The 13,177-nt window shown below is 72.2% G+C and carries 8 protein-coding genes and 1 pseudogene; 6 read left to right on the forward strand and 3 right to left on the reverse strand.

Features of this window, described 5'->3' with window-relative positions:
* The first annotated feature begins 123 nt into the window (after window positions 1-123).
* From ACZ4VI_RS18815 to ACZ4VI_RS18825, 3 genes are all read left to right on the forward strand, one after another.
* A complete protein-coding gene (locus tag ACZ4VI_RS18815; RefSeq protein WP_468000442.1) occupies window positions 124-2,805 on the forward strand; it encodes an ATP/GTP-binding protein in 2,682 nt (893 codons plus the stop codon).
* A 331-nt stretch (window positions 2,806-3,136) separates the two neighbouring features.
* Entirely contained in the window at window positions 3,137-4,294 is a 1,158-nt protein-coding gene (rsgA, locus tag ACZ4VI_RS18820) for a ribosome small subunit-dependent GTPase A (protein WP_468000443.1), read from the forward strand.
* Between the two features lie 498 nt (window positions 4,295-4,792).
* Entirely contained in the window at window positions 4,793-6,169 is a 1,377-nt protein-coding gene (locus ACZ4VI_RS18825) for a bifunctional transcriptional activator/DNA repair enzyme AdaA (RefSeq protein ID WP_468000445.1), read from the forward strand.
* A gap of 14 nt (window positions 6,170-6,183) precedes the next feature.
* On the opposite strand, the gene ACZ4VI_RS18830 is transcribed toward ACZ4VI_RS18825, so the two are convergent.
* The 3 genes from ACZ4VI_RS18830 to ACZ4VI_RS18840 form a co-directional block, all read right to left on the reverse strand.
* Window positions 6,184-6,570 carry a PPOX class F420-dependent oxidoreductase gene (locus ACZ4VI_RS18830; protein ID WP_468000447.1) on the reverse strand — a complete coding sequence of 129 codons (387 nt, stop codon included), beginning with the start codon at window positions 6,568-6,570 and terminating at the stop codon, window positions 6,184-6,186.
* A 78-nt stretch (window positions 6,571-6,648) separates the two neighbouring features.
* On the reverse strand, window positions 6,649-7,131 hold the full coding sequence (locus tag ACZ4VI_RS18835; RefSeq protein ID WP_468000449.1) for a DUF456 domain-containing protein: 483 nt from the start codon (window positions 7,129-7,131) through the stop codon (window positions 6,649-6,651).
* A 198-nt stretch (window positions 7,132-7,329) separates the two neighbouring features.
* Entirely contained in the window at window positions 7,330-8,313 is a 984-nt protein-coding gene (locus ACZ4VI_RS18840) for a helix-turn-helix domain-containing protein (protein WP_468000451.1), read from the reverse strand.
* Between the two features lie 730 nt (window positions 8,314-9,043).
* On the opposite strand from ACZ4VI_RS18840, the gene ACZ4VI_RS18845 reads away from it, so the two are divergent.
* The 3 genes and pseudogenes from ACZ4VI_RS18845 to ACZ4VI_RS18855 form a co-directional block, all read left to right on the forward strand.
* Window positions 9,044-10,759: a protein phosphatase 2C domain-containing protein gene (locus ACZ4VI_RS18845; RefSeq protein WP_468000452.1), complete on the forward strand. Its 1,716-nt coding sequence runs from the start codon at window positions 9,044-9,046 to the stop codon at window positions 10,757-10,759.
* 27 nt (window positions 10,760-10,786) lie between these two features.
* Window positions 10,787-12,529 carry a pyruvate dehydrogenase gene (locus ACZ4VI_RS18850; RefSeq protein ID WP_468000454.1) on the forward strand — a complete coding sequence of 581 codons (1,743 nt, stop codon included), beginning with the start codon at window positions 10,787-10,789 and terminating at the stop codon, window positions 12,527-12,529.
* A 117-nt stretch (window positions 12,530-12,646) separates the two neighbouring features.
* Window positions 12,647-13,057: pseudogene (locus tag ACZ4VI_RS18855) on the forward strand (ATP-binding protein); the annotation flags it as partial.
* Window positions 13,058-13,177 lie beyond the last annotated feature (120 nt).

A 13,177-nucleotide genomic window follows, 5' to 3' on the forward strand; every position in this document is an offset into this window, starting at 1 on the left:
ATCTCGGGGAACCTCCCGTGGCCGGAATGGGCCTGCCTCACTGTGCTCTTACCAGGATGCTGTCCCCGTAGGACCCCATCGGGACATAGGTTGGCCCAAGAGTGATCAACTTCGGGGGTTGGTGTGGTAAATCGAGACCTGCGTGCACTGTTCAGTACCAACGACCGCAAACTGACGACCACGGAGGCGTTCACGAACCGCCAACTGCAGTGGGAGCTGGTCGCGGCCGCGCTCGCTGAGCATCTGCGACACACAGCTGCCCCTGCCTTCGACACCGAGGACCTTGAAGCCCCGCGCAACAACGTGCTCGTGTTCCACGGGGTCGGCGGCATTGGCAAGTCGACTCTGTCCCGCAAACTGGAAGCCTCGCTCGCTGGCGCCGAACACCGTCCCGTCCAGTGGGGCGAGCCCACTTGGACGGGCGAGCGGATCCTACCCATGCGCATCGACCTTGCCCGCTCCACGGGGATCGACTTCGAGCAGGTCGTGCTGACGATCCGGGCCGCGCTCGCCGAGCTCGGCCGCCCGTTCCCCGCATTCGATCTGGCACTGCGCCGCTACTGGGACCACCAGCACCCCGGCGAGCCGCTGGAGTCGTACCTTCGCCGCGGCGGCCTGGCAGGCCGGTTCGGCAAAGTCCTGCCGCAGCAGATGCAGTCAGCCATGGCCGACATCGCCCAGGCACTGCTCCTGCCCGGCACCGTCGGCACGGCGATCGGTCAGGTCACTGGCTCCCTCGTACGGGCGCTGCGCGAACGCCGACAGACGGTCCGGGCCCTCGCCAGTTGCTCGCGGCTCGCCGATCTCCTTGAAGCCGAGCCCGATCTGGAGACACTCTCCTTTTACCCGTACCTTCTCGCATGGGAGATCGCCCAGCTCCCTGCGGAGAAGAAGGTCACGCCGGTGATCCTGCTGGACACCTTCGAGGACATTGGCGACCGCACCCACCGCGACCTGGAGTGCCTCATCCAGCGGGTGGTGTGGCTCATGCCGAACGCGTTCTTCGTCATCACCAGCCGCTCCCGCCTACAGTGGTCCGACCCCGCCCTCCAAGGGCAGCTTGACTACACCGGTCCCGAGGCCTGGCCCGGCCTGGCCGATCGCACCATCGTCCCGCCTGCTCGAAACGCCTCGCCCGCCGTACGGAGCAGCGGGGGTCAGGTCCTGGTCGGTGACTTCTCCCCCGAGGACTGCGACTACTACCTCGCCCGGCGGCTTGTCCGCGACGGCCAGTCCCTCATCAACGACGAGATCCGCCAAGTCATCACCGGGCGCTCGCACGGCCTGCCCCTCTACCTTGACCTGGCCGCAATGCGGTTCCTGGAGATCCGGCGTACCAACCGAGAGCCGCAGCCAGCCGACTTCGACCACGACTTCCCTGCCCTGATGGCACGAACCCTGTCCGACCTCACTCCCGACGAGCGCCACGTGCTCCGCTCCGTCAGCTTGCTGGATGCGTTCGACCTGACCCTGGCCACCCGGGCCTCAGGCATGCGGCACGAGGCGCCGACCATGCGGCTGCTCGAGCGGCCCTTCGTCCGCGACAACCCCTTCGGGCTGTGGCCGTACCACCTGCACGGCCTGATCCGCTCTACCGTCCGGGGCGCCGACGACCAGACAGACGACCGCTGGACCCCTGAGGACTGGCAGCAGGCCGCAGAGCGGGGCCTCGGCGCGCTCGGCGAGCAGTGGACCGCGAGCACCGGCCGGGACCGGATGCTCCTCGTCGGCTGCCTGCGCCAAGGACTTGTCCTCGCCCGCGACTTCCGCCTCGACCTCGACTGGCTCGCCGAAGCCGCCTGGGCCTACGTCAGTGACTCCGTCTGGGAGCCAATCGCCCCACCCGTCCGGCCCGACGCCGACGGCGGACCGACGACCGCGGCCGAGGCCCTGGTCGAACTCCTCAGCACGCTAGCCCGGCGCCAGCACGAGCATCGCTCCCGCACCGCCGACCGGCTCACCGCAGTCGTCGGCACCGGTCTACTCCCCGACGACTTGCATGAGATGGCCGTCTACTACCTCGCCAAGGCCCAGCGCGACCTCGGCCACTCCGAGGCCTCCCGCCAAGGCATGCAGCTCGTCGTCCACGGCGGCGGCCGCCTCGCCCCCGCCGCCCGCCGCGGCCTTGCTCACCTCGCCCGCCTCGCCGGCGACTTCCCCACGGCGTACGCGACAGCACAGACCCTCGGATGGGAAGGCCGACACCACCGCATCGAAGGCGACATCTGGTGGCCCCACGGCGCCATGGACCGCGCCGCTGCCGCATACGAAGCCGCCCGCCGAGAGGCCGAGGACCACGGCGTCGCGGGCGAACGCGCTACCTCCCAGGCGCAGCGCGCGTTCGTCCTCTCCTTCACCGACCCCGATCGAGCCGACGACGAAATCGAACTCGCCGAACAGCTGCTGACCGGACTCGACCTGAGGGCCACCTCTCTGACTACGAAGATCGCCACCCTCGTCCGTGACGCCGGAACCGACCGCGACGTCGAAAACCGCGCCCGTGTCCTGCGTACGGAGATCAGAGTCGCTGGGCTCGTCGCGGCCGAGGTCATACTCGAGCTCGCCGAGATTTTCCACCAAGTCCTACTTGGCAACCACGAAGCGGTCACCACTGCCATCACTCGGTTGCGGGACCTGACTCGGAACGGGGACTACACGTACTACTGCGACATCGCGCACGCCATGGCCAGTACGATTTCCGACGCTCCGACTTCGGTGAGGTGGATCGACAGCGAGGATGCCACCCGGAACCGCTGGCGGACACTCGTCACCGACCGGCACGCGTATCTGCGCAGCGGGGTGTAGACGCCGCGACTGTCCTGAAGTTGGCTCTGTCGCTCTTTCGGCGGTAGCGCAGCCCCTCGTCTGGGTTGCCACGAGGAGCACAAGAAATGCTTCGCGGGGTCCGTTGGGGCCGGGCTAAGGTGTGGTCGTTCTCGCGGGTCGGCCGGTGGCTGTCCGCGTGTGTTGTTGTGTTGTGATCCAGGAGGTGTGACCGATGGCTGTCATGACGACGGGCGCTGCCCGCATCGAGAAGCTCGTCAACTCCACCTCCGTGGTCTCCGGCTGACCTTCCTTTTCCTTTTGCGCGTCCGTGGCGGCGCGTGCCGGGGCCACCCTTGTGAAGGGTCACCCCTTGTCTTTCTCTTCTCTTCAGGCTTCGGCTTCGCACGCTCTCGCTCCGTATGGTTGGGATGAGGGTTGGGAGGCGGAGTTCGCCCCCTACGCGGCGCAGGGCCTTGTGCCTGGTCGTGTCGTGCGTGTCGATCGTGGCCAGTGTGACGTTGCCACATCCGGTGGCGTCATCCGGGCCGACACCGAGTTCGTTGTTCCCCGCGATCCGATGAAGGTTGTGTGCACGGGGGACTGGGTCGTCGTCGACCCCGAGGGCAGTGACCCCCGGTATGCGCGGACGATCCTGCCCCGGCGGACCGCCTTCGTGCGGTCGACGTCGTCCAAGCGGTCCGAGGGCCAGGTGCTGGCCACTAACATCGATCACATCGTCATCTGTGTGTCGCTCGCGGTCGAACTCGACCTCGGGCGGATCGAACGGTTCCTCGCGCTCGCGATGTCCAGTTCGAGCGGTGAGGCACTGCTGCGTACGTCGGCGGACTCCTGGGAGTCCGGTGCCCAGCCGCTCGTCGTGCTCAGCAAGGCGGACCTCGTGCCCGACCCGGTCGGACTCTCGTACCTCGTCGAGGACGTGGAGACCGTGGCGCCCGGCGTGCAGGTGCTCCCCGTCAGCTCCGCCACCGGCGAGGGGCTCGACGTGCTCGCCGCGGTCGTGGCGGGCGGGACCAGCGTGCTGCTCGGGGTCTCCGGCGCCGGGAAGTCCACGCTGGCCAACACGCTCCTCGGCGAGGACGTGATGTCCGTCCAGGCGGCCCGTGAGGTGGACGGCAAGGGCCGCCACACCACGACCACGCGCAACCTGCTCGTGATGCCCGGGGGCGGTGTCCTCATCGACACGCCCGGACTGCGCGGCGTCGGGCTCTGGGACGCCGAGACTGGCGTCGGCCAGGTCTTCTCGGAGATCGAGAGCCTGGCCGAGGAGTGCCGGTTCCACGACTGCGCCCATGAGTCGGAGCCCGGCTGCGCCGTCGCCGCGGCGGTCGAGGACGGCTCGCTCCCGGTGCGCCGGCTGGAGAGCTACCGCAAGCTCCTCCGCGAGAACCAGCGCCTCGTCGCCAAGACCGACGCCCGCGTGCGCGCCGAGATCCTCAAGGACTGGAAGCGCAAGGGCGCGGAGGGCCGCGCCGCAATGGACGCCAAGCGCGGCGGCCGGGGGCGGTAGGCGGGGCGCGGGGGCGAGGACCGGGCGGGGGGCGGTCGGGCGGACCGGTGACCGGTCGGCCGGTGGTCGGCCGGGGGCGGACCTTCGTCGGGCCGGTGGCGTGGCGGTGCTTGCGCCCGGTGGGCCGGGCCGGTGGTCGTCCGGGCTGCGGACCCGTGGTCGGGCCGATGGTCGGCCGGGCGCGGGCCTGCGGTCGGGCGGGGCGGACCTGTCATGGGGCCAGTGGCGGGCGGTGCTTGCGTCGCTCGGCGGGCGCCGCGCTCGGCTCGACCGCGTCGACGACCGCGGCGTACGCCTCCATGCTGGGCCGGTGGTCCGCCCGGGGCGGACCCGTGGTCGGCTGCGGGCGGACCCGTCGTCGGCCGATTGCCGGCCGGGCGCGGGGCGGTGGGGTGGCGGGGCGCTTGTGGCCGGTGGGCCGGCGCGGGCGGCCCGGCGTCGGGTGTGGTGTCCGAAAACCGCCAGCTGTCGGCCCGGGGGTCCCGCACACTGGATCTCGTGAGGGACCAGGAGACCATCGAGGACACCAGGTACGAGGCGGTCAGCAGCCGGGACGCCCGGTTCGACGGCGCGTTCTTCTTCGCCGTCCAGACGACCGGGATCTACTGCCGGCCCAGCTGCCCCGCCGTCACGCCCAAGCGCAAGAACGTCACCTTCTTCCCGACCGCGGCCGCCGCCCAGGGCCACGGCTTCCGCGCCTGCCGCCGCTGCCGGCCGGACGCCGTGCCCGGCTCCGCCGAGTGGAACGTCCGCGCCGACGTCGTCGGACGCGCCATGCGGATGATCGGGGACGGCGTCGTCGACCGCGAGGGCGTGCCCGGACTCGCCGGCCGGCTCGGCTACAGCCCCCGCCAGGTGCAGCGCCAGCTCACCGCCGAGCTCGGCGCGGGCCCCGTCGCCCTCGCCCGCGCCCAGCGGGCGCACACCGCCCGGCTGCTCCTCCAGACCACCGGGCTGCCGATCACCGAGATCGCCTTCGCGTCCGGCTTCGCCAGCGTGCGCCAGTTCAACGACACGATCCGCCGCATCTACGCCCGTACCCCCACCGAGCTGCGCGCCGAGTCCGGAACCGGAAAAGGCACCGGCGCCGGGCCCCGCACCGCGCTCGCCGCCGGGGTGCCGCTGCGGCTCGCGCACCGGGGCCCGTACGCCGCCCGTGAGGTCTTCGACCTGCTCGCCGCAGAAGCCCTGCCCGGCGTCGAGGAGGTGCTCGGCGAACCGGGCGCCCGCACCTACCGTCGTACCCTCCGCCTCCCCTACGGCACCGGCATCGTCTCCGTCGACGAACGTTCCGCCGGGCCCTGGCTGGACGCCCGGATCCACCTCACCGACCTGCGCGACCTCACCACCGCTGTCCAGCGGCTGCGCCGCCTTCTCGACCTGGACGCCGACCCCTACGCCGTCGCCGAGCGCCTCGGCGCCGACCCGGTCCTCGCCGAGCGGGTCGCCGCCCGCCCCGGCGTACGGTCGCCAGGCGCGGCCGATCCGGAGGAGTTCGCGCTCCGGACCGTGGCCGGACCGGACGAGGCGGCGCGGCTGGCCCTGAGCCACGGCACGCCCCTGGACAACGCCTGCGGCACGCTCACCCACCTCTTCCCCGAGCCCGCCGCCCTCACCGCCCACCCCGAGGCCGGCCCGCTCGCCGCAGCGCTCGCCACCGGGGCCGTACGCCTCGATCCGGGCGCCGACCGCGACGAGGCGGAGCGCGCCCTGCGGGCCGTCCCCGGGGTCACCGCCGCCCACGCCGCCCTGATCCGGATGCGGGCCCTCGGCGACCCGGACGTGGACCCGCGCGACGGCGCCGCGGACTCCGAGGCACGGCGGCCGTGGCGCTCGTACGCGTACCGGTACCTGGAGCCCGTACCGGTCGCGTAGCGGTCACGTGGCGGTCACGTGGCGGTCGTCGCGAGGCCCCAGCTGTGGATCCGGCGGGGGTGGATCCGGATGACCTCCTCGCTGAAGTGCGGGCCGAGCTCGTGCGGCCCGACGAGGAGCTCGGCCTCGCCCCGGATCTCCACCCCGCGCACCCGCCAGGGCCGTACGCTCGCGAGGTCGTCGACGACCAGCGCCACCTTGGGATTGGCCTGGAGGTTGCGCCACTTCTTCGAGCGGCCCATGGCGGCACCGCCGACCAGGACCGTGCCGTCCTCCTGCGGGAAGAAGCCCACCGGATTGGCCTGGGGCTGGCCCTTGGGGTCGACCGTGGCCATCCGGCCGAGCCGCTGCGTGCGGAGGTAGGCGAGCTCGGCGTCGTTGAATCCCTCGAAATCCCTCATGCGGTCAGCATCACTCCCGGCTCCGCCGCCCCGCATCGGGCGATCGGACCGACGCGCCGGGCCCGCGGTCCTAGGTCCTCAGCCCCAGATCACCGCACCCACCCACGCGCCGACGATCAGCAGGCAGGCGAAGAGCTCCACGAGGATGCTCGTCCCCGCCGCCCGCATCACCGTCCGCGTGGAGGACCTGGCCTGGCCGTGACCGCCGAGGCGGAGCCGTTCGCAGAGGTAGATCCCGCCGACGAACCCGGGGATCGCGCCGATCACGGGGACCAGGAAGAAGCCGAGGAACGCGCCGACCCCGGCGTACGTCACCATCCGCCGGGTGATGCCGACGCCACGGATCCGGCGCTGCGGCAGCAGCCACACCACCACCTGGGTGAGCAGGAGCAGCGCGGTCGAGGCGACGAGCAGGATCCAGGCAAGCCCGCTCTGCTCGTTCAGCGACCACCAGAGCACGGCCGCCCACACCAGCCACGGCCCGGGCACGCCGGGAGCCAGTACCCCGAACAGGCCGAGCAGCATGACCATCGCGACGAGCAACAGCTGCCACACACCCATCTGCCCAGCGTGCAGGACCCATGATCTCTTCGCAGGTCGCGGGGTACGTACGGGGGTCCCGGCGGCTGGTCGTCGGGAGCCCCGCGCGGCCCGGCCTGCGTGCCCGGGGGGACCGCGCCGTCGCGGGCGGGGGGCCGCCCCGGCCGCCGAGCCGCGCGCCACGCGCCCGCGCAGGCCCCCGCGTCCGACCGGCCGGTGCTACCGGCGCGCCACCCAGCCCTTCTCGTACGCGTGCCAGCCCAGCTGGAGCCGGGTCGTCACGCCCGACAGCTCCATCAGGCCCTTCACCCGGCGCTGCACCGTGCGCAGGCCCAGGTCGAGCTGCTTGGCCACGCTCGCGTCCGTCATGCCGGCCAGGAGCAGCGAGAGGATCTCCAGGTCCGTCGCGTCAGGGCCCGGCACCTCCGTCTCCGTGACCTGCGCGCTCGCCCCGAGCCGCAGCGGCAGCGCATCGCGCCAGACCGCCTCGAAGAGGCCCATCAGGGACTCCAGGAGCCCGCTCGCGTGCACCACGAGCGCCGCGGGCTCCGCCCCGCGGCCCGTCAGCGGGACCATCGCCAGGGCCCGGTCCGCGACCACCAGCTTCGTCGGCACCCGGTCCACCACCCGGATCTGCTCGTCGCGGCCGAGCGCCGCCGACAGCTCGACGATCCCCGACGGCTGCGTCAGGACCTCCCGCTCGACGACCACCCGGTAGCGCACGCCCCGCCCGGCGGCCAGCTCCTCAGCGTCGTTCTCCGTACCGGTCACCGCGATCGGCTTGCCCGTCACCAGCGCGCAGACCTCCTCCGTCGCGCCCAGCTGGAGCTGGAGAAAGCGGTGCGTGACGGCGCTCGCGCCCGTCACCACCTCCACCAGGTCGTGCACGGCCGGCTCCGCCGCCTCCGCCCGGTACTCCTCCGCGAGCAGCGCCGCCGCCAGCTCCGCCTGCTCCAGCTCGTGCCGCTGCTGGGTGAGCAGCGCGCCCAGCGCCACCCCCGGCGGCGCCGCGACCCACCGCCCGGTCCGCGCCGAGGACTGCGCGGCCAGGCCCTGTGACTCCAGGCGACGCAGCGCCCGCTCCGTGTCCGTCTCGGGCAGGGCGAGCCGGTGCGCCAGGTCCGTCACCTCGGCCGCGCCCAGCGCGACCAGCGCGCGGTACGCCGACTCCTGCCGTTCGTCGAGCCCTATCGCTCCCAGCATCGCTGCCCCACCCCTCGCCGGACGTCCTGGGACGTCCCGGACATTCCCGGGACGTTCACCGGACGCATTCGTTCCGTTGGTGCGCTGGCGGGAATCGGCCACGGCGCATTCCCGCCGCGCACATCATCGCTGTACCACCCTCACCTCTGCCAATGTGTCGGCACCGCAGCACCAACAGCCTCCGGCGTACGGAACTTTCGCGTGCCTTTGTGACGGAATCAGATGGGGAGGGCGATGCGCCCGATTTTGCGTACGGCCCTGGGGGTGGCGACCGTCGCCGTTGTCCCGTCCGAACGGGGTACGTACGCGCGCCCACATCCGTCAACTCGGTGTGGGAATTCACCTCCCAGCTGGACGAGAACGTCTACTCTCAAGGCATCCCGATTCTCTTCCCCCGGTACACCCTGCCGGAGGAAGGACCGAAGATCGGCCTCATCGCGACGGGTCACGCGGGCTACAAGTCCGCCTGGAGGCTCAGGTCGCGCAGCGGGGCGACGCCTGGACCGCGACCGTGAACCACGCGGGCGCGGCCGGAAAGCCCGTCACCCTGAAGACCGAACTGGCGGACGCCAACGGCGACTCCGTCACCCAGACCGTGGTCCGCGCTTACGACGTGCGCTGATCACGCCGGTCCGCCGGGCGTCCTTCCCGTGGGGGGTGGGGTCGCCCGGCGGACCCTTTTTTCGTCATGTCCCGTTTTCTGACGGCCTGTGCGGTGGACAATAGGGGCATGACTCAGCAGGGGGACAACTGGTGGGACAAGCTCTACGACGAGTCGGCGCCGGACACGGCACCGACGGCGACGGGCGACTCGCTCGACGACCGCTTCGACTCCGCGTCGCAGGCGACGGCCGGCGCGGCGCGCCAGGGCGCGGGCGATCCGGTGGGCCCCGCGGCCCCCGCGGCTCCGGTGGCTCCGGTGGGCCCAGTGGCCCCGCCGCCCCCGTCGGCGCCCCGGGCTCCGTGGGAGCCCCCCGACGCGGCCGCCACCGGCCCCCGTTCGTTCCCGGCGCCCCCACCCGTACCGCCACCTGACGCCCCGTCGGCGGCGACGGTACCGACGGCTCCGAGCCACGCACCGACGGCGGGCGGATCAACGCCGTCCACGCTGCCCGAGGACTCGTCGGCCGACGGCGTGCCCACTGCCTCGGCCCCGCCGCGCCCCGAGGGTCCGCCTTTGCTCGGCAGGGCGATGCCGCCGACGGTGCCGGTGGCCCACGTGCCGGCTGCGGGGCCCGCGCCCGCCGACCCACCCACGCCGCCCGGCAGCCCGGCGCCCAGTGCCCCGCCCGCCCGGCCGGTGGCCCACGTGCCCGCTGCGGGACCCCCGCCCGCCGACCCACCCACTCCGCCCGGCGGCCCGGCGCCCAGCGCCCCGCCCGTCCGGCCCGAGGCCCACGTTCCGGCTGCGGGGCCCGCGCCCCTCGTCCCTTCCCCCCACCTGGAGGACCACGAGCCGAACGCGGGGCCCCTCGCCGTACCCCGTCCCCGTACCGCTCATATCGGCAACCGGCCGCCCACCTACGAGCCCGAGCCCACCGCGCTGCCCGTGGCCCGGCCCGGGGAGCTCGGGGAGCTGGTCGCCGACACCGTCCTTGACGGCGCGCGCTACGGCGCGTACACGCTGCGCGCCGCCTCGCAGCGCGGCGACTCCGCCCGCTACCGCGGCGAACCCCGCAGGGATGCCCTGCTCACCGCCCGGTTCGGCCACGAGGAGGCCGCGCTCGTGCTCGTCGCCGTGGCGAGCGGCGCCCGCGCCGCCGAGGGCGCCCATCTCGCCGCCGCCGACGCCTGCCGCTGGATCGGCGAAGCCGTCGGCCGCAGCCATGCCCGGCTCTCCGAGGACATCCGGTCCGGCCGCCGAGGCGACCTGAAGTCGGGGCTCCACCGGCTCACCGACCGCACCTACGGCAAACTGCGCGCCCGCGCCGCCGAACTGGGCGTGGAGCCCGAGGAGTACACCGCGGGCCTGCGCTGTCTGCTGCTCTCCGCCGACCCCGACTGCCGCACCCGGGTCTTCTTCGGCATCGGCGCGGGCGGCCTCTTCCGGCTCCGCGACGGCGCCTGGCAGGACATCGAGCCGCTGCTCCCCGAGCCCGCCGCGCTCACCGGCGCACCCGTCGTCGGCTACGGCTCGCGCCCGTCGGAGACCGAGGAGGGCGACCGTCTCACCATGAGACTCGGCGTCACCAGCCCCCCGGGCGCCCCGCCCCCCGCCGAACCGTTCCGCTTCCGCGCCTCCGTCGCCCGCCCCGGCGACACCCTCCTCCTCGCCTCGAACGGTCTCGCCGAGCCGATGCGCGGCGAGCCGGCCCTCGCCAAGGAGCTCGCGGCGCGCTGGGCGGCCCCCGAGCCACCCGGGCTCGCCGCGTTCCTCGCCGACACCCAGCTACGGGTGAAGGGTTACGCCGACGACCGTACGGGCGTGGCCGTCTGGGAGGCGTAACGGTCCGCCCCATGTGTTGATGGACCCATGGCCAAACAGAACGTCGCAGAACAGTTCGTCGACATCCTCGTCCGGGCGGGCGTCCGGCGGGTGTACGGAGTCGTCGGCGACAGCCTGAACCCCGTCGTCGACGCCATCCGCCGTACCCGCGACGTCGACTGGATCCAGGTCCGGCACGAGGAGGCCGCCGCATTCGCCGCCGGGGCCGAGGCGCAGATCACCGGCCGGCTCACGGCCTGCGCCGGCTCCTGCGGCCCGGGCAATCTGCACCTGATCAACGGCCTCTACGACGCGCACCGCTCGATGGCCCCGGTCCTGGCCCTCGCCTCGCACATCCCCTCCAGCGAGATCGGCCTCGGCTACTTCCAGGAGACCCACCCCGACCGGCTCTTCTCCGAGTGCAGCCACTACAGCGAGCTGATCTCCAACCCCCAGCAGATGCCGCGGCTGCTCCAGACGGCCATTCAGCACGCCGTCGGGCAGGGCGGGGTCAGCGTCGTGTCGCTGCCGGGCGACATCGCCGACGAGCCGGCGCCGGAGAAGGCGTGGGAGACCGCCCTCGTCACCACCCGGCCGAGCGTCCGTCCGGGTGACGCCGAGGTCGACGCCCTGGTGCGGATGATCGACGACGCCGATCGGGTGACGCTGTTCTGCGGCAGCGGCACTGCGGGCGCGCACGCGGAGGTGATGCAGTTCGCCGAGCGGGTGAAGTCGCCCGTCGGGCACGCGCTGCGCGGCAAGGAGTGGATCCAGTACGACAACCCCTTCGACGTCGGCATGAGCGGGCTGCTCGGCTACGGAGCGGCCTACGAGGCCACCCACGAGTGCGATCTGCTGATCCTGCTCGGTACGGACTTCCCGTACAACGCGTTCCTGCCCGACGACGTCAGGATCGTCCAGGTGGACGTCCGGCCCGAACACCTCGGCCGCCGCTCCAAGCTCGACCTCGCGGTGTGGGGTGACGTCCGGGAGACACTGCGCTGCGTCATCCCGCGCGTGCGCGCGAAGTCGGACCGCCGCTTCCTCGACAAGATGCTGAAGAAGCACGCCGACGCGCTCGAAGACGTCGTCAAGGCGTACACCCGCAAGGTCGAGAAGCACCGCCCGATCCACCCCGAGTACGTGGCCTCGGTGCTCGACGAACTCGCCGACGACGACGCGGTTTTCACCGTGGACACCGGTATGTGCAACGTCTGGGCCGCGCGCTACATCTCGCCCAACGGCCGCCGCCGCATCATCGGTTCGTTCTCGCACGGCTCGATGGCGAACGCGCTGCCGCAGGCCATCGGCGCACAGTTCACGGACCGGGGCCGCCAGGTGATCTCGATGTCCGGCGACGGCGGATTCTCCATGCTGATGGGCGAGTTCCTCACCCTGGTGCAGTACGACCTCCCCGTGAAGATCGTGCTGTTCAACAACTCCTCACTGGGAATGGTCGAGTTGGAGATGCTGGTGGCCGGCCTTCCCTCGTACGGAACGACCAACGAGAACCCCGACTTCGCGGCCATCGCCCGCGCGTCCGGCGCCTTCGGCGTCCGCGTGGAGAAGCCGAAACACCTCACGGGCGCCCTCAAGGACGCCTTCAAGCACAAGGGCCCGGCCCTCGTCGATGTCGTCACCGACCCCAACGCGCTCTCCATCCCCCCGAAGATCAGCCGCGAGATGGTCTCCGGCTTCGCCCTCTCCGCGAGCAAGATCGTCCTGGACGGCGGCGTCGGCCGCATGCTCCAGATGGCCCGGTCCAACCTGCGCAATGTGCCAAGGCCGTAGGGGCGTTCCGTTCGGGTGATCGACCGGTCGATCCCGTCGGTGACGCTCCGGCATGAATGCGCGACGGTGGGTGGGGCATGCATCCCCGTGAGCCTGTTCGAGGAGATGTGTACCGACATGTGGGTGGGGGTTATGTCCGGGAAGGCGCGACAGCCGACTCAACTGCTCAGAAAGGTGGGATGCGCGGATCTCACCGCGGTGCCGGAGGTACGCCATGCGCTACGAACGATGCTGGGAACGTGGGGCGGCCCGGGGGCCTCCGACGTCGCGGAGTTGCTCACCAGTGAACTCGTCACCAACGCGCTGATCCACACCGAACACGGCGCCGTCGTCACGGCAACCGTCGTCCCGGACAGCCTCCGGGTCGAGGTGCGCGACTTCGTCTCCGGTCTTCCCGAACCGCACGTACCGGTCGCCGACGACAGTACGCACGGCCGGGGCCTGGTCCTGGTCCGGGAACTGGCCGACTCCTGGGGCGTGGAGGACCACGGCGTGGGCAAGGTGGTGTGGTTCGAACTGAATGGCGGGGGGGGGGGGGGGGGGTTCCCCCGGCCCCCCCCCCCCCCCCCTCCCCTCCCCCCCCCGGCTCTTCCCGGGTCTCCGATTTTGCGCTCACCAAGTCAAGACGGGGGACGGTTTGTTGTTTTT

This window comes from Streptomyces sp. NPDC029169 (assembly GCF_055563935.1).

Bases quoted from the DNA above. Each gene is read 5' to 3' on its own strand.
- ACZ4VI_RS18830 (WP_468000447.1), bottom strand. From the start codon at position 6,570: ATGAGGGATTTCGAGGGATTCAACGACGCCGAGCTCGCCTACCTCCGC.
- ACZ4VI_RS18835 (WP_468000449.1), bottom strand. From the start codon at position 7,131: ATGGGTGTGTGGCAGCTGTTGCTCGTCGCGATGGTCATGCTGCTCGGC.
- ACZ4VI_RS18840 (WP_468000451.1), bottom strand. From the start codon at position 8,313: ATGCTGGGAGCGATAGGGCTCGACGAACGGCAGGAGTCGGCGTACCGC.
- ACZ4VI_RS18845 (WP_468000452.1), top strand. From the start codon at position 9,044: ATGACTCAGCAGGGGGACAACTGGTGGGACAAGCTCTACGACGAGTCG.
- ACZ4VI_RS18850 (WP_468000454.1), top strand. From the start codon at position 10,787: ATGGCCAAACAGAACGTCGCAGAACAGTTCGTCGACATCCTCGTCCGG.